Origin of the sequence: Massilia horti (assembly GCF_004614195.1) — a bacterium.
Classification (GTDB): domain Bacteria; phylum Pseudomonadota; class Gammaproteobacteria; order Burkholderiales; family Burkholderiaceae_D; genus Telluria; species Telluria horti.
This window is the reverse complement of sequence record NZ_SPUM01000145.1, coordinates 1-24,169: the sequence shown is the minus strand read 5'-3', so window position 1 is coordinate 24,169 and position 24,169 is coordinate 1. Positions and strand designations below refer to the sequence as shown.

General features: G+C 64.1%; 20 protein-coding genes. 14 read left to right on the top strand and 6 right to left on the bottom strand.

Going from position 1 to position 24,169, the window contains the following annotated elements; all coding sequences use genetic code 11:
• Positions 1-37: 37 nt before the first annotated feature.
• Positions 38-454 (top strand): nuclear transport factor 2 family protein, encoded by a 417-nt coding sequence (locus tag E4O92_RS22745; RefSeq protein WP_135191929.1) that lies wholly within the window; start codon positions 38-40, stop codon positions 452-454.
• A 71-nt stretch (positions 455-525) separates the two neighbouring features.
• Here the strand turns inward: E4O92_RS22745 and E4O92_RS22740 are convergent, their stop codons facing one another.
• Positions 526-1,020 carry a Spy/CpxP family protein refolding chaperone gene (locus E4O92_RS22740; RefSeq protein WP_135191928.1) on the bottom strand — a complete coding sequence of 165 codons (495 nt, stop codon included), beginning with the start codon at positions 1,018-1,020 and terminating at the stop codon, positions 526-528.
• Between the two features lie 222 nt (positions 1,021-1,242).
• Between E4O92_RS22740 and E4O92_RS22735 the strand changes: the two genes are divergently transcribed.
• The 6 genes from E4O92_RS22735 (at position 1,243) to E4O92_RS22710 (ending at position 11,023) form a co-directional block, all read left to right on the top strand.
• A complete protein-coding gene (locus E4O92_RS22735) occupies positions 1,243-1,971 on the top strand; it encodes a response regulator (protein ID WP_135191927.1) in 729 nt (242 codons plus the stop codon).
• Positions 1,968-3,326, top strand: a complete 1,359-nt coding sequence (locus tag E4O92_RS22730) for an ATP-binding protein (protein ID WP_135191926.1) — start codon at positions 1,968-1,970, stop codon at positions 3,324-3,326. Before E4O92_RS22735 ends, E4O92_RS22730 begins: the two co-directional genes overlap by 4 nt.
• A 109-nt stretch (positions 3,327-3,435) precedes the next feature.
• Positions 3,436-4,671, top strand: a complete 1,236-nt coding sequence (locus E4O92_RS22725) for an efflux RND transporter periplasmic adaptor subunit (protein WP_135191925.1) — start codon at positions 3,436-3,438, stop codon at positions 4,669-4,671.
• A complete protein-coding gene (locus E4O92_RS22720; RefSeq protein ID WP_135191924.1) occupies positions 4,668-7,802 on the top strand; it encodes an efflux RND transporter permease subunit in 3,135 nt (1,044 codons plus the stop codon). The genes E4O92_RS22725 and E4O92_RS22720 overlap by 4 nt, the downstream gene beginning before the upstream one ends.
• A gap of 206 nt (positions 7,803-8,008) precedes the next feature.
• Complete coding sequence (locus E4O92_RS22715; RefSeq protein ID WP_135191923.1) at positions 8,009-8,914, top strand: hypothetical protein; 906 nt, start codon at positions 8,009-8,011, stop codon at positions 8,912-8,914.
• Between the two features lie 81 nt (positions 8,915-8,995).
• Positions 8,996-11,023 (top strand): S9 family peptidase, encoded by a 2,028-nt coding sequence (locus tag E4O92_RS22710; RefSeq protein WP_135191922.1) that lies wholly within the window; start codon positions 8,996-8,998, stop codon positions 11,021-11,023.
• 242 nt (positions 11,024-11,265) lie between these two features.
• On the opposite strand, the gene hemB is transcribed toward E4O92_RS22710, so the two are convergent.
• Together hemB and yihA are read right to left on the bottom strand one after the other, a co-directional pair.
• Entirely contained in the window at positions 11,266-12,279 is a 1,014-nt protein-coding gene (hemB, locus tag E4O92_RS22705) for a porphobilinogen synthase (protein WP_135191921.1), read from the bottom strand.
• Between the two features lie 40 nt (positions 12,280-12,319).
• Positions 12,320-13,024 carry a ribosome biogenesis GTP-binding protein YihA/YsxC gene (yihA, locus tag E4O92_RS22700; RefSeq protein WP_135191920.1) on the bottom strand — a complete coding sequence of 235 codons (705 nt, stop codon included), beginning with the start codon at positions 13,022-13,024 and terminating at the stop codon, positions 12,320-12,322.
• A gap of 182 nt (positions 13,025-13,206) precedes the next feature.
• Between yihA and E4O92_RS22695 the strand changes: the two genes are divergently transcribed.
• From E4O92_RS22695 to msrQ, 5 genes are all read left to right on the top strand, one after another.
• Positions 13,207-13,863 (top strand): c-type cytochrome, encoded by a 657-nt coding sequence (locus tag E4O92_RS22695; RefSeq protein WP_135191919.1) that lies wholly within the window; start codon positions 13,207-13,209, stop codon positions 13,861-13,863.
• Between the two features lie 107 nt (positions 13,864-13,970).
• Positions 13,971-16,067, top strand: coding sequence for a cytochrome c biogenesis protein ResB (locus E4O92_RS22690; protein ID WP_135191918.1), 2,097 nt, complete (start codon positions 13,971-13,973; stop codon positions 16,065-16,067).
• Positions 16,068-16,099: 32 nt separating this feature from the next.
• Positions 16,100-17,272, top strand: coding sequence for a c-type cytochrome biogenesis protein CcsB (gene ccsB, locus E4O92_RS22685; RefSeq protein WP_135191917.1), 1,173 nt, complete (start codon positions 16,100-16,102; stop codon positions 17,270-17,272).
• 96 nt (positions 17,273-17,368) lie between these two features.
• Positions 17,369-18,349, top strand: coding sequence for a protein-methionine-sulfoxide reductase catalytic subunit MsrP (msrP, locus tag E4O92_RS22680; RefSeq protein ID WP_135191916.1), 981 nt, complete (start codon positions 17,369-17,371; stop codon positions 18,347-18,349).
• A 1-nt stretch (position 18,350) separates the two neighbouring features.
• Positions 18,351-18,971, top strand: a complete 621-nt coding sequence (gene msrQ, locus E4O92_RS22675) for a protein-methionine-sulfoxide reductase heme-binding subunit MsrQ (protein WP_135191915.1) — start codon at positions 18,351-18,353, stop codon at positions 18,969-18,971.
• On the opposite strand, the gene E4O92_RS22670 is transcribed toward msrQ, so the two are convergent.
• A complete protein-coding gene (locus E4O92_RS22670; protein WP_135191914.1) occupies positions 18,951-20,768 on the bottom strand; it encodes a DUF4153 domain-containing protein in 1,818 nt (605 codons plus the stop codon). The two genes, msrQ and E4O92_RS22670, sit on opposite strands and share 21 nt — an antisense overlap.
• 113 nt (positions 20,769-20,881) lie before the next feature.
• Between E4O92_RS22670 and E4O92_RS22665 the strand changes: the two genes are divergently transcribed.
• Positions 20,882-21,886 carry an Rpn family recombination-promoting nuclease/putative transposase gene (locus E4O92_RS22665; RefSeq protein WP_135191913.1) on the top strand — a complete coding sequence of 335 codons (1,005 nt, stop codon included), beginning with the start codon at positions 20,882-20,884 and terminating at the stop codon, positions 21,884-21,886.
• Between the two features lie 89 nt (positions 21,887-21,975).
• On the opposite strand, the gene lysA is transcribed toward E4O92_RS22665, so the two are convergent.
• Both lysA and lptM read right to left on the bottom strand, forming a co-directional pair.
• Positions 21,976-23,253 (bottom strand): diaminopimelate decarboxylase, encoded by a 1,278-nt coding sequence (gene lysA / locus E4O92_RS22660; protein WP_135191912.1) that lies wholly within the window; start codon positions 23,251-23,253, stop codon positions 21,976-21,978.
• 2 nt (positions 23,254-23,255) lie between these two features.
• Positions 23,256-23,495 carry an LPS translocon maturation chaperone LptM gene (lptM, locus tag E4O92_RS22655; protein WP_135191911.1) on the bottom strand — a complete coding sequence of 80 codons (240 nt, stop codon included), beginning with the start codon at positions 23,493-23,495 and terminating at the stop codon, positions 23,256-23,258.
• Between the two features lie 41 nt (positions 23,496-23,536).
• Between lptM and cyaY the strand changes: the two genes are divergently transcribed.
• Positions 23,537-23,872, top strand: coding sequence for an iron donor protein CyaY (cyaY, locus tag E4O92_RS22650; protein WP_135191910.1), 336 nt, complete (start codon positions 23,537-23,539; stop codon positions 23,870-23,872).
• The last annotated feature ends 297 nt before the right edge of the window (positions 23,873-24,169 follow it).

The following is a 24,169-nucleotide window of genomic DNA, read 5'->3' as shown; positions in this document are numbered from 1 at the left end:
AGGATCAGACAGAGCACCGCCACCGCCGGAGGAAAGCATGAGCCAGGAGCAGGTCAGGAATACTGCCCAACACTTCATCGGCCAACTGCAGCGGCTTGAGCAGGGCGAGCCAGCGGCGATCGATGGCATCGCGGAGATGTTTGCGGAGGACGCCTCGCTGACCAACCCCTTCCTCGAACAGCTGGGGCGCGAACGCGTGGGACGGGACGAGATCAAGGCTTTCTGGCGCGCCTATCGCGGCACCTTTGGCACCGTGCATTCCGAGTTCGGCGAAATCACCTGCGGCGATCACACTGCCGGGCTGTTCTGGCACTCGGACGGTACCGGGCCGGACGGCCAGCCGATCGTCTACGACGGCGCCACGCTGCTGGAATTCGACCCCGACGGCAAGATCGCGCGCTTGCGGGGATATTTTGAACCAGACAAGCTGCGGGTGCCGCTCGGACGCCATTGACCGGGCAGGGGCCCGGCACAAAGGCGCGCCAAGGGACGCGGTGTCCCCTGGCGCATGCGTTACCGGCCTGCTCAGCCCTTCTTCATGCCGTGTTCGCCGTAGCCGCCGTGTTCACCTTCCCAGGTGCTGCGCAGCGTCTGCTGGTCGAAGGTTTTCTTCTGCTCGGGCGTGAGCTGATTGTAGAAGGTGTTCAGCGCCGCCAGATGCGATTCCATGCGCGTGGTGCGCTCCTTGGACATCGCGATCATCTTCTCCATCCGCTGCGGAGCCGTCAGGGCGGCCCAGGCGGCGCGATCTGGCTTGGCCATCGGCTGCGGCTTGATCGCGTTCACGAAGGTGTTCCAGGCCGGCTCCTGGGCGCTGGTGAGCTTGAGCGAGTCATGCAGCTTGGTCACGTGCTTTTGCCACATCTCGGCCATCTTGGCCTGGCGCTGCTCCATCGTCATGGCGTGGCCGTGGCGTCCTTCTTGCGGCTGCGGCTGGGTCTGCGCCATTGCGCCGACCGCGGTCGTGCCCATCGACAGGGCTGCCAGGCCGATCAGAATCTGCTTGCGTAAGGTATTCATTTGTCGTCCTTTTCCGTGTCAAATACGGGGCCCGTCGCCGGGCGCCCGGGTTGTGGTGGGCGTGCATCCGACTGCTGTGCACATGTTCATCATGTCGCGCCAGTGTATCGGACGCGTGTCCCGTGCCGTAGACTTTGTATCAATTTGTATCGTCCACCAGCCGTTATACATGCCGATACAAACTGGTTGTTCAGCGCGTCTGTAAGTAAGGATAATTAAGGTATGGACACTCCTTCTACTATTCTGATCGTCGACGACGACCGCGACATCCGCTCGCTGCTTGCCGACTATCTTGAATCGAACGGCTACCGCACCCTGGCGGCGGCCGACGGCAGCGCCATGTGGAAGGCGCTCGACGAGGCACGCCCCGACCTGATCGTGCTTGACCTGAACCTGCCCGGCGACGACGGCCTGACCCTGTGCCGCAAGCTGCGCGCGCACTCGACCCTGCCGGTGATCATGCTTACCGCCCGGGGCGAACCGCTCGACCGCATCCTGGGGCTGGAGATGGGGGCCGACGACTACCTGCCCAAGCCGTTCGAGCCGCGCGAGCTGCTGGCGCGCGTGCGCAGCGTGCTGCGCCGTTCGCATGCGATGCCCTCCAACGCCCCCTCGGAGAACGTGCAACGGATGCGCTTCACGGGCTGGACGCTGGACCTGACCGCACGCCACCTGGTCAATCCGGACGGCGTGGTGATCATGCTGTCGGGCGCCGAATTCCGCCTGCTGCGCGTGTTCCTCGAGCACCCCAACCGCGTGCTCAACCGCGACCAGTTGCTCAATCTCACCCAGGGGCGGGACGCCGACCCGTTCGACCGCTCGATCGACATCCAGATCAGCCGCCTGCGCCAGAAGCTGGGCGAGGACGCGCGCATGCCGCAAATTATCAAAACTGTCCGCAACGGTGGCTATGTGCTGGCCGGCCAGGTAACGGTGGAGCCTGCCGCGTGAAAGCTTTCCTCGGCTCGATGACGGGCCGCGTGTTCGTCACCCTGCTGCTGGGGATCCTGATCACGGCCGCGCTGACCCAGGTGCTGGCCGATGCGGAGCGCCAGCGCGCCATGGAGGATTCGCGCGACCAGCACATGCTCGAGCGCGCCGAACAGATCATCATGGCCACCGAGATCGTGCCGGTCTCCGCGCGCCAGGCCTACCTGGCCGTGGCCAGCCGCCCGGGCCTGAAGATCGAGCTGGGCGCAGCGCTGCCGAAGGGGTCGCAGAGCGAGTTCGCCGCTGCCCTGGCCGCGCGCCTGGGCAAGGCCTATACGATCGAATCGTCGAGCCAGCGTCCGGCCGCGTGCGAAGGCCCGGCCCACCAGCCGGTGCTGTTCGGCCTCATGAGCCTGCGCTGGCGTGGTTCGTGCGAGAGCCTGAACGTGCGCCTGCGCGATGGCGAGGAGGTGCGCCTGTCGTTGCTGCCGCCGCGCGCCAACCTGGCTCCGCCGCAGGGCAACTACCAGGCCGTGATCGCGCTGTTCCTGGTCAGTATTGCCTTCCTCGCCTACCTGGTTGCACGCATGACCACCCGGCCGCTCAAGCAGCTGGCGCAGGCCGCCAAGGACCTGGGCAACGACATCAACCACGCGCCGCTCGAGCTGACCGGGGTCAGCGAGATCCGCCAGGCCAGCGCCGCGTTCAACGCGATGCAGGCGCGCATCCGCACGTACATCCTGCAGCGCACGCAGATGCTGGCCGCGATCACGCACGACCTGCAGACACCGCTCACTCGCATCCGCCTGCGCCTGGAGAAGGTATCCGACCCCGAGCTGCAGCAGCGCCTGATCGGCGACCTGTCGGCAATGCAGGCGATGGTGCGCGAGGGCCTGGACCTGGCGCGCAGCATGGACACCACCGAAACCATGCAGATGCTCGACCTCGATTCGCTGCTCGATTCGGTGTGCTCCGACGCCATCGACGCCGGCCAGAACGCGACCTTGAGCGGGCATGCCGGCATGGCGGTGCTGGGCCGGCCGATGGACCTGCGGCGCTGCCTTGGGAACCTGATCGACAACGCCGTCAAATACGGACGCGAAGCGCACGTGACGGTCGACCGTATGGGCGGCGCGGCCCGCATCCGCATCCGCGACGCCGGCCCTGGCATCCCGGATAACGAGCTGGCGCGCGTGTTCGAACCGTTCTACCGGGTGGAGACCTCGCGCTCGCGCGAGTCCGGCGGTACCGGCCTGGGACTGACGATTGCGCGCAATATCGCCGAACAGCACGGCGGCAGCATCACCTTGCTCAACCATCCCGAGGGCGGGCTGGAAGTCACGCTGATGCTGCCTGAGTATTACTCGCGAAAATGACACTTTAGCGAAACATACGTGTGCGACAATGTCGGACCACGCGGCCTGGACAGCGTGGAAGCATCCGATACGTAATGAATAAGCCGCGGCAAAGCGGCCAGGGATCAGAATGAAGAAGAATAGTGTGGGACTTATCGTCGGCGTGATCGTGCTCGCCGGCGCCGCAGCATGGTATTTCAATCACGGTAGCGGCACGCCAGCCGAGGCCCGGGCCGGTGGCGGCGGCGGTGGTGGTGGCGGCAAGGGAGGCAGGGGGGCGCAGGGTCCGACCGTGGTCAACGTGGTGACGCCGGTTCGCCAGGATGTGCCGGTGGTGGTGATCGCCAACGGCACCGTGACGCCGATCCGTACCGTCGATCTGCGTCCGCAGACGACCAGCACCATCCGTGCGGTCCACATCAAGGAAGGCCAGTTCGTCAAGGCGGGCCAGCTGATGTTCACGCTGGATGATCGCGCGGACCGCGCCAACCTTGAAAAGGCCCAGGCGCAGGTAGCGCGCGACCAGGCCACGCTGGCCGATCTCGAGCGCCAGTACAAGCGCAGCCAGGAACTGTTCGCGCAAAAGTTCATCGCCCAGAGCGCGGTCGACAGCCTGAAGAGCCAGGTCGATGCCGCGCGCGCCGTGCTCAAGTCCGACATGGCGGCCGCCCAGGCCAGCATTGTCGCTACCAGCTACACCGCGATTTCCGCACCGATGAGCGGCCGCGTGGGCGCGATCAACGTCTACCCGGGCAGCCTGGTACAGATGTCCACTTCGCTCACCACGATCACCCAGCTCGACCCGATCGACGTCGCGTTCACGCTGCCTGAATCGTCGCTGTCGGCGCTGCTGGCGGCGCAAAAGCGCGGCAAGGTCGAAGTCGAGGCGCGCGCCGGCGCCGATGGCCAACCGGCGACCGGCCAGCTCAGTTTCGTGGACAACGCGGTCGACCCGGCTTCCGGCATGATCCGCGTGAAGGCCCAGTTTGCCAATGCCGACACCAGCCTGTGGCCGGGCCAGTACGTCAACGCTCGTGTCACGGTGAGCACCCTGAAGGATGCGGTGGTGATCCCGCAAAACGCGATCATCATCAACGCCAAGGGCACTTACGTGTACGTGGTCGAGGCTGACCACACCGCGCGCCTGGCGCCGGTCGAGAAGGTGCACGCGTTCGGCCCCAGCGCCGCGGTCACCGGCCTGGCTGGGGGCGAGACGATCGTCACCGAGGGCAAGCAGAACCTGCGCCCCGGCGGCAAGGTGCGCCTGGCCGGCGCCGGCGATGGCGAAGGCAAGCACGGCGGCGGTGCAGGCAAGCGTGGCGGCAAACCTGGCGGCGCCAGGGGCGGGAAGGGCGCGGCCGCATGAACCTGTCCGAACTGTGCATCCGCCGCCCGGTGATGGTGGTGCTGCTGTCGATCAGCCTGGTGCTGGTCGGCGTGCTGGCCTACTTCCACATCCCGGTCGCGGCGCTCCCCAGCTATAACACCCCGGTCATCAACGTCAACGCCAACCTGCCGGGCGCAAGCCCGGAGACGATGGCGTCCTCGGTCGCGCTGCCGCTCGAGAAGGCGTTCTCGACGATCGCCGGCATCAACCTGATCACCTCGACCAGCTCCCTCTCCAACACCTCGCTGACGCTCGAATTCGATCCGTCGGTCGACGTCAACGTCGCCGCGATCGACGTGCAGGCGGCGCTGCTCGGCGCCCAGCGCTCGCTGCCGCAGGAGATGACGGACCTGCCTTCGTACCGCAAGGTCAACCCGGCCGACGCGCCGGTGCTGTTCATGACGATGACCTCGCCGTCGATGAACCTGTCGGAGCTGAACGACTACGCCGAGAACCTGGTCTCGCCCGCGCTTTCCACCCTGCCGGGCGTGGCACAGGTGTCGGTCAACGGCGGCAAGAAGTTCGCGGTGCGGGTGCGCGCCAAGACTGACCTGATGAACGCGCGTAACCTGACGATGGACGAACTGGCCACTGCCCTGCGCACGGCCAACTCCAACACGCCGCTGGGCATCATCGACGGCCCGAACCAGACGCTGACCATCAAGGGCAACGCCCAGATGCAGCGCGCGGCCGAATTCGCCGACCTGATCGTCGCCACCCGCAACGGCGAGCCGGTGCGCCTGAAGGACGTGGCCGAGGTCGAGGACAGCTACCAGTCGGTCAAGGCCTACGGCAGCTACAACGGCGAGCGCTCGATCGTGCTGCTGGTGCAGCGCCAGCCGGACGCCAACACCGTCAAGGTGGTCGACGCGGTGCGCCACCTGCTGCCGCGCTTCCAGTCGCAGCTGCCGGCCTCGATCAAGATCAACCTGGTCAACGACCGCTCGGTCTCGATCCGCGAGGCGATCCACGACGTGAACATCACGCTGGCGCTGACCGTGTCGCTGGTGGTGCTGGTGATTTTCCTGTTCCTGCACCGCGTGGCCGCGACCTTCATCCCGGCCGTCACGATGCCGATCTCGCTGCTGGGTGCGCTGTCGCTGTTCTACTGGCTCGGCTACAGCCTGGACAACGTTTCGCTGCTTGGCATTACGCTCGCGGTCGGCCTGGTGGTCGACGACGCGATCGTGGTCCTCGAGAACATCGTGCGCCACATGGAGATGGGCAAAAAGACCATGCGCGCCGCCCTCGAAGGGTCCCGCGAGATGGGCTTTACCATCGTCTCGATCTCGGTGTCGCTGGTCGCGGTGTTCATTCCGATCTTCTTCATGCCGGGCGTGATCGGCCTGCTGTTCCACGAATTCGCGGTGGTGGTCGGGCTGTCGATCCTGGTGTCGGCGGCGGTGTCGCTGACCCTGGTGCCGATGCTGTCCTCGCGCCTGCTGTCCGCGCACGACGCGCATGGGCACAGCGGAGGCGGCTTCGTCACGCGCCACTTCGAAGCCGGGTTCGCCCGCCTGCGCGACGGCTACGCCAAGACGCTCGACATGGCGCTGGCGCACCGCACCGTGGTGCTGCTGATCGCGGTCGGCACCTTCGTGCTGACCGTGGTGCTGTACACCACCATCCCCAAGGGCTTTTTCCCCGAGGAGGACCTGGGCCAGATCCGGGTGACAGTGGAAGCGTCCGAGGACATCTCGTCCGCCGCCCTGCTGGCGCTGCAGGAGAAGGTCTCCTCGACCATCATGGCCGACCCCGCGGTGCAGGACGTGACCTCGTTCACGGGCGGCGGCAATAACGGCCGCATGTTCCTGGTCCTTAAGCCCCGGTCCGAACGTCCCAAGATGCCGCAGGTGCTCGACCGCCTGCGCAAGGCAACCCACAAGATCGCCGGCGTGAACGTGTACATGTCGCCGGTGCAGAACCTGCAGCTGGGCGGCCGCCAGAGCAAGAGCCGCTACCAGTACACGCTGCAGAGCGTCTCGGGTGGCGACATCGGCAACTGGGCCAACGAGTTCCTCGACCGCATGAAGTCCAACCCGCTGTTCCGCGACGTGACCAGCGACTCGCAGAACAAGGGCCTGCAGGCTTCGCTCGACATCGACCGCGACAAGGCCAACCTGCTCGGCGTGCAGATGTCCGACGTGCGCAGCGCGCTGTACGCCGCGTTCGGCGAGCGCCAGGTCTCGACCATCTACTCGACCGCCGCCAGCTACTACGTGATCCTGGAGGCGGCCACCGCCGACCGCCAGTTCGACGAGGCGCTCTCGCGCATTTCGGTGCGCAGCAAGACCGGCCAGCTGGTGCGGCTGTCCTCGATTGCGACGGTCAAGCGCACCGTCGGCCCGCTGGCGGTCAACCACCAGGGCCAGCTGCAGGCGATCACGCTGTCGTTCAACCTGGCGCCGGAAGTGCCGCTGGGGGACGCGACCGCGGCGATCGACCAGATGGGGCGCGACATGAAGCTGCCGGCCTCGATCATCACCAAGTACGGCGGCGACGCGGCGGTGTTCCAGGATTCGCAGTCGAGCCAACTGATCCTCATTATCGCGGCGGTCGGCGTGATCTACGTGCTGCTCGGCGTGCTGTATGAAAGCTTCATCCACCCGCTGACGATCCTGGCCGGCCTGCCGTCGGCGGCGGTCGGCGCGCTCTTGACGCTGCGCCTGTTCGGCCTGGACCTGACGATGATCGCGATCATCGGCATCCTGATGCTGATCGGTATCGTGAAGAAGAACGCGATCATGATGATCGACTTCGCGCTCGACGCCCAGCGCAACCAGGGAATGACGCCGGCAAAGGCGATCCGCGAGGCGTGCGTGCTGCGCTTCCGCCCGATCCTGATGACCACGCTGGCCGCGCTGATGGGTGCGCTGCCGATCGCGCTGGGCATGGGCGCCGGCGCCGAACTGCGCCAGCCGCTGGGCCTGGCCGTGTGCGGCGGCCTGATCTTCTCGCAGGTTATCACCCTGTACATCACGCCGGTGATCTACCTGTTCCTCGACCGGTACAGCGGCAGCGGTCCGATGAGCGACGAGCAGCTTGCGCAGGCCGAACAGGCGCATGAGCACAAGGAGCTGGCCAGGGCACGCACCATCCGCGTAGCCTGAGCCGGCGCCCGTCCTTTGCCCTCGGGCGGGACGGGCGCTTCGCAACCAGCGGTCACCGACACGGAAACATACTGTAACATCCATCAGGAAGGGCTCGCTGTAAGCTTTGGCTAGCCCTGCTGCGTGCGCACCTTGTCCAAAACGGATAGACTGCCGCACTCGGCTTCGATTATGCCCACGTCGCTACCTGAACACTGGATTCACCTTTGCGCGATCATTCCCACATCTCGACCGACAGCAGCGGCATTTGCGCGCATTGCGGCCAGCCGCTGCCCGGCGTTTCGTCCAGCCCGTCCTATGGCGGCGGGCGCAACCGGCGCACGGGCCTGATCGTCACGGTTCTGCTGCACCTGATGCTGATCGCGATCTACCTGTTCCAGCCGAAAGTGAAGCGCGAGCGCTCGACACCGCCCGCTAGCGGCGAGATCGTCTGGGTTGCCCCGAGCCCCGGCAAGCCGAAACCCCGGCCGCAGGAACAGGCCCCGAAGAACACGCCCAAGACCAAACCGCACAAGAGCGCGCCGCCCGAGGTGGTGCACGTGCAGCGGCTGCCCAACACGATCACGCTGCCGAACGAAAAACCGGTCGAGGTGACCAAGGTCGAGCCCAAGAAAGAGGTGCAGGAAACGCCACAGGCGGTGGACCTGCAGGCCGCCATCGACGCGCGCCGTAGGCAGCGCGGGGCGCCCGAACCGAGCCAGGCGGTTGAAGAAACCGACGAGGCGCGCGGCATGCGCAACGCGCTGGCCAACATCGCGGCGGTCAACGGCCGCAGCCGCGACGACCGCAACGAGAACGGCGGCGTGTTCTCCACATCGAATCGGACGTTCCACAGCATGGACCTGAAGTTCCGCGGCTGGAACCCGAACTTCAAGCAGCGCTGGCTGACGCAGGTGACGGTCGAGCAGGGCAACGAGCAGGACCTCGAGACCGCGGTGGTGAAGAAGATGATCGAGCTGATCCGCAGGGAGCGCCCCGGCGACTTCCCGTGGGAATCGCACCGCCTGGGCAAGGTGATCACGATGAGCGCGCGGCCCAAGGATGAGCCGGAGCTGATGGCCTTCCTCATGAAGGAAATGTTCCCGGAGTACAAACCGCCGGTGAAGCGGTGATGCTGCATAAACAATAATTTTCTTTATTTCAATACCAAAAATAACATACCATGGAGCACTCATCCCTTTAGTGAGGTGTGTATGCTCCGTTCCATCCTGATTGCACTGTCTGTCGCAGTTATTGTTCCGGTTTATGCACAGGCCCCCGCCGCGTCCCCTGCGGACACGCCGCTGATCGAGCGTGCCAAGCTCTTTGGCAACCCCACCAAGACCGCCGGCCGTGTCAGCCCTGACGGCAAATGGCTGTCATGGATCGCACCGCGCGACGGCGTGCTCAACGTCTGGGTTGCGCCCCTCGCCGACCCGTCCGCAGCACGGGCGCTGACGGACGAGAAAACGCGGCCGATCCGCAGCGCGTTCTGGTCGCCCGATTCGAAGACGCTGCTGTTTATCAATGACAAGGGCGGGGACGAAAACTTCCTCCTGTATGGCGTGGATGTGGTGAGCGGCAAGCAAACCCTCTACACCCCGTTCGAGAAGACCCGCGTGCAACTGGTCAACATCAGCCGCCAGGTCAAGGACCGCATCCTCATTGCCGTCAATAACCGCGACCCGCGCTGGCACGATGTCTACAGCCTCCATCTGCCCACCGGCAAGCTGACGCTCGTGTACAAGAACGATGGCTATGCCGAATTCTTCAGCGACGAAAGCCTCAATCTGCGGCTTGCCGCAAAGGCACGCAAAGACGGCGGCAACGATTTTTACCGCATCAGCAACGGCAAGGTCGAGAACTCTCCCATCGGCCAGGTTGGCCTGGAAGATTCGCTTACGACCGCCCCGCTGGGATTCACCACTGATGGCAAGACGCTCTACTGGAGGGATTCGCGCGGGCGTGACACGGCCGCCCTGATCGCGCAGGATGTGGCGTCGGGCAAGCCCACGGTCATCGCGACGGATGTCCGTGCCGATATCACCTCGGGACTGTTCGACGTGCGCACCGGGCGCATCCAGGCCTATGAACTGGAAGTGCTCAAGCGTGAGTACGTCCCGATCGATCCGTCGATCAAGGCCGACCTTGATTTTCTCGAGAAAGAGTTGAAGGGGCAGTTCAGCGTAACGTCCCGCAGCGACAAGGACGACAAATGGACGGTGGCGGTCGACACGGTCTCGGCGCCCGCCGCCACCTATTTGTACGATCGGAAGGGCAAGCGCCTGACCAAGCTGTACGTGAGCAGGCCTGAACTGGAAGGCGCCCCGCTGGTGCCGATGTTCCCGCAAGAAATCCAGGCCCGCGACGGATTGACGCTGGTGTCCTACCTGAGCCTGCCCAAGAGCGCCGATCCGCAGGGTAGCGGCAAGGCCGAACGGCCGGTCCCGATGGTGCTGTTCGTCCATGGCGGCCCGTGGGGCCGCGACAGCTACGGCTACCACTCCTATCACCAATGGCTGGCCAATCGCGGCTACGCTGTCCTGTCGGTCAACTTCCGCGCCTCCACCGGGTTCGGCAAGGAGTTTATCGCCAAGGGTAATCTGGAGTGGGGTCGCAAGATGCATGACGACCTGCTCGACGCAGTCGACTGGGCGGTTGCCAACGGCATCACGACGCGCGACAAGGTGGCGATCATGGGTGGCTCGTACGGCGGGTACGCCACGCTGGCCGGGCTGACATTTACTCCCGAGGCCTTTGCCTGCGGCGTCGACATCGTCGGGCCGTCGAACCTGTTCACGCTGCTGGAGACCATTCCGCCGTATTGGGAGGCGTTCAAGCAGCAGTTCTACCGGCGCATGGGCGACCCGACGACCGAATCGGGCCGCGCCATGCTCAAGGAACGCTCGCCGCTGAACTTCGCCGACAAGATTGTGCGCCCGCTGCTCATCGGTCAGGGCGCCAACGACCCGCGCGTGAACGTGCGTGAATCGGACCAGATCGTTGCCGCGATGAACGCCAAGAGCATTCCGGTGACCTATGTTGTGTTCCCGGACGAAGGCCATGGCTTCGCACGGCCGGTCAACAACATCGCGTTCAACGCCGTCGCGGAGAATTTCCTCGGCAACTGCCTCGGTGGGCGCGCTGAACCGATCGGGGCTGCGTTGAAGGGATCGACGGCGCAGGTCAAGCAGGGCGCGCAGTTCGTGCAGGGGTTGCAGGAAGCGGTTGGGGGGAAATAACAACGATAGTCTGCCCCAAAAATCGTCGTCCCCGGGCTCGGCGCCCCCCTTGGCGGGGACCCATAGGCAGCGTGACATGACGCTCAGCATGGGTTCCCGCCAAGGGGGGCGCCGAGCCCGGGAACGACGTGCTATTTTTAGTGCGCCAGTGATTCACGTTACGGCTACCCGTCGGCAACGGGTATGAAAAAAGGCCACGCCTGTTCAATCCAGGGCGCGGCCTTTTTGCCGAGGAATGTCGCTTACGCGCCAGCCTTGAGCATGCGCGCGATCTCCAGCGCGAAATAGGTCAGCACCCCATCCGCTCCGGCGCGCTTGAACGCCATCATCGATTCCATGGTCACCTTGTCGCGGTCGAGCCAGCCATTCTGGAATGCAGCCTGCAGCATCGCGTACTCGCCGCTCACCTGGTAGGCGAAGGTCGGCACCTTGAACTCATCCTTCACGCGGCGCACCACGTCCAGGTAGGGCATGCCCGGTTTGACCATCACCATGTCCGCGCCTTCGGCCAGGTCGAGCGCCACTTCGCGCAGCGCCTCGTCGCTGTTGGCCGGGTCCATCTGGTAGGTCTTCTTGTCGGCCTTGCCCAGGTTTGCCGCTGAACCCAGGGCTTCGCGGAACGGGCCATAGAAGCTTGAAGCGTACTTGGCTGAATAGGCCATGATGCGGGTGTGGATGAAGCCTTGTTCTTCCAGCGCGTTGCGGATCACGCCGATGCGCCCGTCCATCATGTCCGACGGCGCCACCACGTCCACGCCCGCCTCGGCCTGGGCCAGCGCCTGGCGCGTCAGCATCGCGATCGTCTTTTCGTTGACGATGTAGCCAGTCTCGTCCGGCAGGCCGTCCTGGCCATGCGTGGTGTACGGGTCGAGCGCCACGTCGGTCAGCACGCCCAGTTCCGGGAAGTTGCGCTTCAGTTCGCGCACAGCGCGCGGCACCAGGCCGTCCGGGTTGGTCGCCTCGACGCCGTCATAGGTCTTGAGCGACTGGTCAATCACCGGGAACAATGCCAGCACCGGAATGCCCAGCGCCACGCACTCTTCGGCCACCTTCAGGAGCAGGTCGACCGACACCCGCTCGACGCCCGGCATCGAGGCAACCTGCTGGCGCTGGTTGACGCCGTCGAGGATGAACACCGGGTAGATCAGGTCGGAGGCGGTGATCGTGTTTTCGCGCATCAGGGCGCGCGAGAACGGGTCACGGCGCATGCGGCGCATGCGGGCGGTGGGATACTGGGCAGGGGTAATGATTGGCATTGTGTGTGTCCCGAAAGATTGATCGTGAACCTGGTTGCTGCTATTCATTGTCCGGTGGAGCAGGGGCAGCCTGGGCATCGTCTTCCGCCAGGCCGAGCAGTTCAATGATCTTGTCGTTCGCTTCTTCCACGCCCACGCGCTTTAAGGCCGAGAACAGCTGCACGGTGAACGGGAACCCGTTGCCTTCCTCGTCGACATAGCTGTCGAGCACCTGCCTGGCCTGACGCAGCACGTTGGTCGCCTCGTTGCGGTTGAGCTTGTCGACCTTGGTCAGGATGCAGTGGATCGGCTTGCCGGTCGGCGCGAACCATTCGAGCATTTGCACGTCGAGCTCGGTGAACGGGCGGCGCGAGTCCATGATCAGCACCAGCGCGGCCAGCTGCTCGCGGCGCTGGACGTAGTCGCCCAGCAGCTTTTGCCAGTGCAGCTTGGCGCCGCCCGACACTTCCGCATAGCCGTAGCCGGGCAGGTCGACCAGGAGCGCCTGCAGCTCGTCCATGCGCACCGGGTCGTTGCGGTGCTGGCCCACATGCGCGCCGCCGATCGAGAAGAAGTTGATGTGCTGGGTGCGGCCCGGCGTCTTGGACGCAAAGGCCAGGCCCTTCTGGTTGGTCAGGATATTAATCGCCGTCGACTTGCCCGCGTTCGAACGTCCGGCGAAAGCGATTTCCGGCACCCGCGTCGATGGCAGGTCGCGCAGTTGGTTGACGGTCGTGAAGAAACGGGCTTGCCAGAGTTTGGACATGAATGAGGCGAAAGAGACAACTAAATGAGCGTTGGAGAAACAAAGCTATTGTACAATAAGGGGTTATCTGACGTTGCGTCGCCTTGGGGAGGCGCACCGGCAAGGGAAGCGGCTTCACCTGAGTCATGCCTGGGCGTGACTTGCAAGAAAAACTGAATTTTTTTTGACTTTAAGGTGGTTGAATGAATCGAATCTCGGTCCCGTTTGTGAAATCCTTGTTGGTTGCAACCCTGGCGTTGGCAGGGGCTGCGTCTGCACAGCAGCCTGCGGCCGCCAAGCCCGATGTGGCCAAGGGCGGCACGCTGTTCGAATCGGGCGATGCTGCGCGCGGCATCCCGGCCTGCGTGGCTTGCCACGGCGCTGGCGGCAACTCGACCATCGCAGCCAATCCCAAGCTCGCGGCCCAGTTCGAAGCCTACACCTACAAGCAACTGGTCGACTTCACCACGCCCAGCCGCAACAACGCGATCATGAGCCCCATTGCCAAGCAGCTCTCCGACCAGGAGAAGAAGGACATCGCCGCCTACCTGGCCAAGCAGCAGCCCAAACCGGGCGCCGCGCACGACAAGAACACCGTCGAGCTGGGCCGCAATATCTACCGTGGCGGCATCGCCGCCAAGGGCGTGGCCGCTTGCGCGAGCTGCCATGGACCGATCGGCGCCGGCGTGCCGATCCAGTACCCGCGCCTGGCAGGCCAGAACCAGGACTACAGTTTCGCCCAGCTGCAGGCGTTCAAGAGCGGCGCGCGCAAGAACAGCCCGCAGATGACCACGCTGGCACAGCGCATGTCGGACGAAGAAATGAAGGCGGTTGTCGATTACATCGCCGGCCTCAAATAGGTTCGGCCAAAAATGCGGTAGTAATGAAGGGCGGCAGCGTAAGCGGGCTGCCCTTTTTGTTGTATGCTGCTGCGCGGGCATTGCCGAATACTACGAATCCTTGAACAATGAGTACCACCGGAATTGAATTGAACACGCGGCGCCGTGGCCTGGCCGAAGTGGTCGAGCTTGTCTCGTCGATGCGCTTTGCGATCAGCCTGTTGACGATGATCTCGATCGCAGCCGTGATCGGTACCGTGCTCAAGCAGAACGAACCGATGCCGAACTATGTGAACCAGTTCGGCCCGTTCTGGTTCGAGATTTTCAACAAGCTCGGCCTTTACGCGGTCTATTCGACCTGGTGGTTCCTCTTGATCCTGTTCGTGCTGATCGTCTCGACCAGCCTGTGCATCATCCGCAATGCGCCCAAGATGCTGCACGACATGCGCAGCTGGCGTGAGCATGTGCGCGAACAGTCGCTGAAGAATTTTCATCACAAGGTCGAGTGGCGCGCGCCGATTGCGCGCACGCAGCTTGCGGAAAGAACCGCCGCGCGCCTGCGCCATGCGGGTTACGGGGTCAAGATCGTCGACAAGGGCGAGGCCACGCTGGTCAGCGCCAAGAAGGGCGCCGGCAACAAGTTCGGCTACATCTTTGCGCATTCCGCGATTATCGTGATCCTGATCGGCGGCACGCTCGATTCCGACCTGGCCATCCGTTTCCAAGAATGGTTCATGGGCAAGAAGCCGTTTGACGGCAGCGGCATCATTGCCCAGATCCCGGAACAGCATCGGCTTGGCCTGGGCAACCCTACCTTCCGTGGCAACACCTTGATTCCCGAGGGGCAGAGCAGCAATACTGCGGTCATTAACCAGGGCAACGGGGTATTGATCCAGGAGTTGCCGTTCACCATCCACCTGAACAAGTTCATCGTCGACTTCTACTCGACCGGGATGCCCAAGCTGTTCGCGAGCGAAGTCGTGGTGCGGGATCATGAAACCGGCAAGTCGTTCCCGGCCACGATCAAGGTCAACGAACCGCTGATCTACAAGGGCATCGCCGTGTACCAGTCGGGCATTGAGGACGGCGGCAGCAAGCTCAAGCTCGTCGGCTACCCGATGACCGGCACCGACAGCAAGACATTCCCGATCGCTGGCGAGGTCGGCAGCGCCACCGACCTCAAGCGTGGCGGCCAGGCCTGGTCGGTCGAGTGGTCGGCTTTTCGCCCGTTCAACGTCGAAAACGTGAACACCGGGCAAGACGTGCGCGCGGTGACCAAGGGCCAGTCGTTCGACGAACAGGTAGCAAGCACGCTGGGCAAGGCATCCGGTTCGGCCGCCAAGAACGCCAACAACAAGGATTTGAAAAATGTCGGTCCGAGCGTGCAGTACAAGCTGCGCGACCAGACCGGCCAGGCGCGCGAGTTCCTCAACTACATGCAGCCGGTCATGCTTGATGGCGCGCAGGTGTACCTGGCGGGCGTGCGCAGCAGCCCGGCCGACCCGTTCAGCTTCCTGCGCATCCCGGCCGACGACCAGCACGGCGTGACCGAATGGATGCGCCTGCGCGCCGCGCTGGCCGACCCCGGCCTGCGGGCGGAGGCGGCGCGCCGCTACGCGCTGCGCACGATGCCGGCAGCGCAGGGCGCTGCAGAGCAGCAACTTGCCGCGCAATTGCAGGAATCGGCCTTCAAGACGCTGGGCATCTTTGCCGGCGAGGGCAGCCAGGGCGGCTTCATGGGCGTATCGCGCTTCCTGGAAAAGATTCCCGCTGCGGAACAGGAGAAGGCTGCCAACATCTTCATGAAAATGCTCAACGGTTCGGTGTGGGAACTGTGGCAAGTGGCGCGCGAGCGCGACGGCTTGCCGGCGGCCGAGCCGACCGATGCGCATGGCCGCTTTTTGCAACTGGCCACCAACGCCTTGTCGGACAGCTTTTTTTATGGCGCCCCTGTCTACCTGCAACTGGATGATTTCGTTGAAGTGAAGGCGTCGGTGTTGCAGGTAACGCGCTCGCCGGGCAAGAAAGTGGTCTACCTGGGCTGCCTGTTGCTGGTGGCCGGCGTGTTCGCGATGTTCTACATCCGTGACCGGCGGCTGTGGGTGTGGGTGCGCGACGACGGGCAGGGCGCCCATGCCTTGATGGCAATGAGCACGCAGCGCAAGACGCTTGATTTCGAACGGGAGTTCGACGAGTTGAAAACCAAGCTGCCGCAATCGGCGTAAGCTGGAGCAAAGCAGACGGACTGGAGAAGACAATGGAATTATCGGAAGCAACGCGGACCGAGGCGCAAACCGACATCTACCGGGAGCAGCCAGGTTATTTCCGACGACTGTCGGTGTTCGACTGGTTATACGGCCTGGGCCTGGTGGCCGCTGCCGTGTTCGCGCTGCAACGCTACGGCAGCTACATGGACGGCTACGAGCAGGCGATCCTGCTGCTGACCGCGCCCACGTTCGCCGCGCTCGGCTGGCACTTCAAGTCGGTGCGCTGGCTGATCCCGCTGGTGGCGGCGCTGTCGCTGTGGGGCGTGTCACTCTACGGCGGTTCGCTCGCCGCGGCCAACCAGAGGTTCTTCCTCAAGTATGCACTCTCGAGCCAGTCCGCGATTTTGTGGATGAGCGCGCTGTTCGTGTTCTCGACCGCGTTTTACTGGCTGAGCCTGGTCGCCCGCTCGCCGTTCGGCGCCGCGGTCGGCTCCAAGCTGTGCTGGGCCGCGGTGGTGCTCGGCTTTACCGGCATGATGATGCGCTGGTATGAATCCTACCTGCTGGGCAGCGACGTCGGCCACATTCCGGTTTCGAACCTGTACGAAGTGTTCATCCTGTTTTCGATGATCACCGCGCTGTTCTACCTGTACTACGAGCAGCGCTACGCCACACGGCAGCTGGGTCCGTTCGTGCTGCTGGTGATCTCGGCAGCGGTCGGGTTCCTGCTGTGGTACACAGTATCGCGCGATGCGGCCGAGATCCAGCCGCTGGTCCCGGCGCTGCAGAGCTGGTGGATGAAGATCCACGTGCCGGCCAACTTCATCGGCTACGGCACCTTTGCGCTGGCGGCCATGGTCGGCAGCGCCTACCTGCTCAAGTCGCACGGCATCCTGGCCGATCGCCTGCCGTCGCTCGAAGTGCTGGACGACGTGATGTACAAGGCGATTTCGGTCGGTTTTGCGTTCTTCACCGTCGCCACCATCCTGGGCGCGCTGTGGGCGGCCGACGCCTGGGGCGGCTACTGGTCGTGGGACCCGAAGGAAACCTGGGCCCTGATCGTATGGCTCAACTACGCCGCCTGGCTGCACATGCGTTTGATGTCGGGCCTGCGTGGGCGCGCGGCTGCCTGGTGGGCGCTGGTCGGCCTGCTGGTGACCACGTTCGCCTTCCTCGGCGTTAACATGTTCCTGTCGGGCCTGCATTCCTACGGCAAACTGTAAGCGGCTGTAATGGCGCTTAAAGCTCCTGCAAGATGGTGTAATGTGTGTAGTATTTTCTATAACCAAGCACACGTCACTGTCTTGCTGGAGTAAGCCATGCTGATCAAACGCAGTCCGAACGGCCGCGACTTGCCGTTCGCATCCGAAATCACGCCACGCGAAATATACGAAGAGCGGCGCAAGTTCCTCGCGCGGATCGCCGCCGGCGCGGCGGCCGGCAGCGCGCTGTGGGAGCTGGCCAACCGCCAAGCCTTTGCGCAAGGCGCCGCGTTGCAAAAGTTGGCGGCGCAACCCAATCCGGCATACAGAACGCCCGAGCAACAGACGACGTTCACGGACGCGACCAGCTACAACAATTTCTACGAGTTCGGCACCGACAAGTCCGATCCCCACGACAACACGCAAACGCTGCGCACGCGGCCGTGGACGGTGGCGATCGAGGGCGAGGTCAAGAAGCCGGTCACGCTGGACATCGACAGCCTCATCAAGCTCGCGCCGCTGGAAGAGCGCGTGTACCGCTTGCGCTGCGTCGAGGGCTGGTCGATGGTCATACCGTGGATCGGCTTTTCGCTTTCAAACCTGATCAAGCAGGTTGAGCCGACGGGCAACGCCAAGTACGTCGAATTCATCAGCCTGGCCGACCCGCGCCAGATGCCGGGCGTGCGAAGCCACGTGCTCGACTGGCCGTATGTCGAGGGCCTGCGCATGGACGAGGCGATGCATCCGCTGGCGCTGCTCACCGTCGGCATGTACGGCCAGGTGCTGCCGAACCAGAATGGCGCGCCGGTGCGGGTGGTGGTGCCGTGGAAGTACGGTTTCAAGTCGGCCAAGTCGATCGTGCGTATCCGTTTCAGGAAAGACCAGCCGAACACGTCCTGGATGGTGGCTGGCCCCACCGAATACGGCTTTTATTCGAACGTGAATCCGAACGTCGACCACCCGCGCTGGTCACAGGCGACCGAGCGCCGCATCGGTGAGGACGGCTTTTTCCAGCGCAAGCGCAAGACGCTGATGTTCAACGGCTACAACGAGGTCGCATCGCTGTACAGCGGAATGGACCTGAAGAAGTATTTCTGACATGGCGATCAATCCGAGTCCCCGCCAGCTTGCGCTGATCAAGGCGGCCATCTTCGTGCTGGCGCTGGTGCCGCTGGCGCGCATGGCGTGGCTGACGGTTGCTGGCCGGCTGGTCGACCCGCTCGCGTTCATCACGCACGGCACTGGCGACTGGACGCTGTACTTCCTGTGCATCACGCTGGCGGTGACGCCGCTGCGCAGGCTGACGGGCGCCAACTGGCTGGTCAGGCTGCGCCGCATGTTCGGGCTGTTTGCGTTCTTCTACGCTTTCCTGCACTTCATGACATTCCTTTGGTTCGACCATTTCTTCGATCTGGCCGAGATGTGGAAAGACGTATTCAAGCGGCCCTTCATCACGGTCGGCTTCATCGCCTTCGTGCTTCTGGTGCCGCTGGCGGCGACCAGTACCAACGCCATGGTCCGGCGCCTGGGCGGCAGGCGCTGGCAGGCGCTGCACCGGCTGATCTACGTTATCGCGCCGCTCGGCATCCTGCATTTCTGGTGGATGAAGGCCGCCAAGCACAATTTCGCGCAGCCGCTGTTGTTCGGTGTGATTGTCGCGTTGCTGCTTGGGCTGCGGGTTTACTGGAGCCTGGCTCGATCAAGGACCGTCGTGGCCTGACGCTGTCGGCGCGCAGCGGACCTCACCTTTAAGGGACACGCGCAAGCGCTGGCCGGCAACCTCGATATCGTTGATCGTCGACGGCACGGCGCGCAACTGGCCGGCTTTCATGGCGCTGCGCAGGCTGCCGCAATGGGACGCCTCGAACGGTAGCCACGCCACGGCTTCCCAGCGTCCTGGCGTGGTTTCCGCCATTACCGCGGACTGCTCAAATGGCTCGCCGAGCAGGATGACCTCGGGCTTGCCATCACCGGTGAGGTCGAGCAGGTAGGCGTCGCAGGTCTTGCTGGCATCGCGCAGGCATTGCGGTCCGGCGGACTCGCCGTGGAAATCATTCACGTTCTGGCGCAAAAAGCTCTCCGGCAGGCGCGCCCCCTCGGGCCACACATGGACGCTTAGCGCGATGCTTGCCGGCGGCTGAATCACACGGTCCCAGCGGTCGCGCAGTGCGCGTGCGTCGACGGCCCGCTTGCGGATCAGTTCGGCATCCTTGCCGGTGGTGCGGGTGGCAAACTGCGCCAGCGCTTCGCGTCCGTAACGCTGGCCTTCGAAGCGCAGGTAGGTAAAGTCGAATTTCTCCGCCGTGATCCTGCCGGACGAGAGCCTCGCGAGCTGGTCGTTGACTGACAGGCGCGCAGGATCGGCAATCGGCGAGAGCAGCAACAGCAGCGTCGCCAGCACGACGAACGCGCTCGCGACGTTCACGTTTGCGAGCCTCCCCAGCGAGCCGCTGGTCACAGCCGCGTACGCATACCCGAACGTGTAGCAGCTTGCTACCAGCAGGCAGGCCGCGGCATAGACGCGCTCGTTGGTCCAGCCGTAGTCCCGTACGCGCATGGTCAGGGCATAGATGGCGATGACGGTGAGCGGCACCAGCAGCACGGCGGTGGCGCGGGCGCTGGCGCGCACGACGCGTGCCGCCGTGGCGAATGCGGCGCCGTCCTGCCAGGCGGCGTTGACAAGAATGACGAACCCGGCGACGGCAGTGAGCAGGACCGAGCCCGCGTGGCGCGTCGCCCATAGCGGCGCCAGTCCGGTGAACGGCAGCGAAAGGAGGAAGGCGCCGACGATCAGCGTCATCACAGGCAGGATCCACGACATCATCACCAGCAGCAGGCTGCGGATGCCGCGCACGATAGCCGGCCGCACGTCGGTCAGGTGCATCGCGCACGCGTACGCGAACGCGGTGACCGGGATCGCGAACCACGACTGGTGGATCCAGCGCTTCAGGAAGTCCAGTTGGATCAGTTCGAACAGCTGTCCGCCGAGCAGCAACACCAGCCAGGTGACGCCCACGAACAGCGAACTGAACGTAAGTTGGACCGCGAGCTTCCAGGCGATTTCAAAATAGCTGGCATAGGACGCGATGCGCCGGCGGTCGCGCGCGCCAGCCAGCACGAGTGCATGCGCGATAAAAAATCCGGCGACGATCAGGAAAACGATCCGCTCCGAAGGCCCAGCCGACTTCGGCAGTATGGCGATGTCGGCCGCGCGCCAGCGGTCGTACCAGCCCATGGCCGCAGCCAGCACGGTCACTATGCCAACCCACAGCGCGGCCTGCCGGTGCGTCAGGTGGCCGAGGCTGCTGATCGTGATGAGCGGCGCCAGCAGCGCGACCAGCAGCAGCGGCGCGAACAGCAGTGGCTCGGTCGCGGGCCAGGACGGGGTTTGCGCGGCGTGATAGAGCAGGTACAACGCCAGGCCCTGGGTGAGCCCGATGGCAACGCGGGCCGCGCCGATGCGTGAGCTATTGAGCGTTTCAGGGACGGGTTCGATGGCAGGGTCGGCAGCAAGCATGGCATTGGACTCGGGAATGGGCGACACCCGAGCATAGCATTCTTTCAACCATGAATCGCAACGTACTTGAGCCGGCGCGAAGGGCGCGATATTGGCGGCGCTAGACTGGGCGGATGTCCGGCGACCACGACCTTGGCTACAAACAGCTGTTCGCGCATCCTGAACTGGTGCGCGACTTGCTCGCGGGCTTTACGCCTTTTGCCTGTTTTCGAGGCTTGGCGCCTGCCGCGTTCGCCCGGGTGAGCGCCAGTTATGTGAGTGACCGCTTCAGTGAACGGCATGGTGATATGGTGTGGCGGGTCCGCGTCGCCGATCACTTTGTCTACGTCTATCTATTGCTCGAGTTCCAGTCCCAAGCCGAGCGCTGGATGGCCTTGCGCATGCAGGTGTATGTCGGATTGCTCTACCAGGACCTCGTAAAGCGGCACGAACTTGGTCCACGCCTGGCCTTGCCGCCGGTGTTACCTGTCGTTTTCTACAGCGGGAACCGGCCGTGGACGGCATGCGCAGAATTACGCGAACTTGTGGCCGCCGGGCCGTCCGAACTGGATGCGTTTCAGGCGAGTCAGCGGTACGTGCTGATCGATAAGCAAAGCCTCGACATGGATCGGATCGGCCAGTCGCGGAACCTGGTGGCCGAGCTTTTTCGGCTTGAACTATCCGATCGAGCGGACAATCTAATTGACGCCTTGGCAACGCTGGCAGCATGGCTTTCGGGTGATGGGCAAGCGCCGCTCCGCCGTAGCATTACAAGCTGGATCACCCGTTTGTTGCAACGGGAAGGTCATGAGGCAACAGAGGAAGAAATCAAGAGTCTGCTGGAGGGCCGGATAATGGGTGAACGGTTCGTGAGAAAATACGCGACCTGGGCCGATGCGTACAAGGATGAAGGTCGGCAGCTTGGCTTGGCCCAGGGGCGTGAGGAAGGCCGTGAGGAGGTGCGTGAGGAGTCCCTGGCAAAAAACCGCAACCTGCTCAAGGGCCTGCTCGCCAAGCGTTTTGGCGGTGTTCCAGCAGCGATAGCCGAACGTATTGATGAGGCACCAGAAGCGGACATCGAGCGCTGGATGTATCGTCTTATGGACGTAGGCAGTATGGAAGATGTGATCGCCGATTGAGATAAATCGTGCAATGACGGGCAGCGGAGTCGTCGTAAGAACAGGATGCAAAAAGGCCCGCCGAAGCGGGCCTCGTCCTGGCCCCTGTCTTATTTGAGCAGCGATTCAAGCTCAAACAAATCCACCGGATTTTCGCGCTTGCGCACCAGGTGCACCTGGTCGCCGTCGACTATCACTTCGGCCGGCCTGGCGCGGGTGTTGTAGTTGGACGCCATCGTCATGCCGTAGGCGCCGGCCGTCATCATCGCCAGCAGGTCGCCCGGCACCAGGCTCAGATCGCGCCCGCGTGCCAGCCAGTCGCCCGATTCGCAGATCGGGCCGACGATGTCGTAGGTTACCGGCTTGCCGCTGCGCGGAACTACCGGCTGCACCGCCATCCACGCCTCGTACAGGGTCGGGCGCATCATGTCGTTCATCGCCGCGTCCACCACGCAGAAATTCTTCTCCTCGCCCGGCTTGAGGAACTCGACCGACATCAGCAGCACCCCGGCGTTGCCGACGATCGAGCGGCCCGGTTCGAAGATCACCTTGATCGGCTGCCCGCCGTGTTTGTCGGCGCGCCAGGCGTCGATGCGCGCGAACAGCCGGCCCAGGTATTCGCCCACGGCGACAGGCGGATCGTCGCCGGCGGCGCCGTAGTTGATGCCGATCCCGCCGCCGATGTCGAGGTGGTGCAGCACGATGCCAACAGCCGCCAGGGTGTCGATCAGGTCGATCAGCTTGTCGAGCGCTTCGAGCAGCGGCGCGTCGTCCAGCAGCTGCGAGCCGATGTGGCAGTCGATGCCCACCACCGCCAAGTGCGGCAGGCGCGCGGCCGTGCGGTAGGCCTCCAGCGCGTCGTCGAAGGCGATGCCGAACTTGTTCGACTTGAGGCCCGTCGAGATGTATGGATGGGTCTTGGCGTCGACGTTCGGGTTCACACGCAGCGACACCGGCGCGCGCTTGCCCATCGCGCCGGCCACCTCGTTCAGGCGGTGCAGCTCGGGGATCGACTCGACGTTAAAGCACAGGATGCCCTTTTCAAGCGCCAGCTTCATCTCGCCGACGGTCTTGCCCACGCCGGAGAAGATCACCTTGCCGGGGTCGCCGCCGGCCGCGATCACGCGCAGCAGTTCGCCGCCCGAGACGATGTCAAAGCCGGCGCCTTCGCGCGCCAGCAAATCCAGGATCGCCAGGTTCGAATTGGCCTTCATCGCATAGCAGACCAGCGCGTCGCGGCCCTTGCAGGCATTGGCGTAGGCGTTAAAGTTCTCCAGCAGCGCGGCCTTGGAATAGACGTAGGTCGGGGTGCCGAACGCGTCGGCGATTTGGGGCAAAGGCGTGCTCTCGGCGTGCAGGACGCCGTCTTGATACGAAAAGTGCGACATGTTTATTGTTGGATCGGATTCGGGGTCGGAGTCGGGTTCGGGTCCGGAGTCGGCGTTGGCGTCGGAGCCGCCGTCGGAAGCTGCGGTGGGACCTGCGCGCCGGTGACCTGCGGCGACTCGGGAGGCGCGGTCGGGACCGGCTTGGCGGGCGGCTTGGGCATGTACAGCGGGCCAGGCTGGCCGCAACCTGCCAGGCTTGCGGCCAGGCCAGCGGCGGCGATGAGCGCGACGGAAGGCTTCACGTTTAGAATCATGGTTTGATTAGCAGACCTTGGAGTGTAGCATGACCGAAACCGAATTTTTGGACCTGGCCGAATCGACGCTGGACACGATCGAGTCCGCGCTGGACCGGCTGAACGACGAGGACGTGCTCGACGTTGAATGTAAGCGCAGTGGCAATGTGCTTGAGATCGAGTTCCTCGATAATGGTTCGAAGATCATCGTCAACAGCCAGGCGCCGCTGCAGGAGATGTGGGTGGCGGCGCGCGCCGGCGGCTATCACTACAAGCGCGTGGGCGATGAGTGGCGCAACACGCGCGACGATAGCGAGCTGTTTGAATCGCTGTCGAAGCTGGCCAGCGAGCAGGGTGGGGCGCAGGTCACGATCAAGCAGGACTGATCGGGGTCGGGCTGGCGCCCTTGTCGCAATCCTGATCGGAGTTCGTAGGGGGCGCGGGGCCGCCGAGGACCTGTGCGCACGCGGTCACCGCATGCTGACTTGCGGCCGCTGTTGTACTACGCTGCTTTCGCGAACCGCGTGCGCACGGGGTGCGCACCCTACGATGTGTGACTGCTCCGGCTTCGGCAGTTCGTAGGGTGCGCACTTGTGCGCACGCGGTCACCGCATGCTGGCTTGCGGCTGCTGTTGTACTACGCTGCTTTCGCGAACCGCGTGCGCACGGGGTGCGCACCCTAC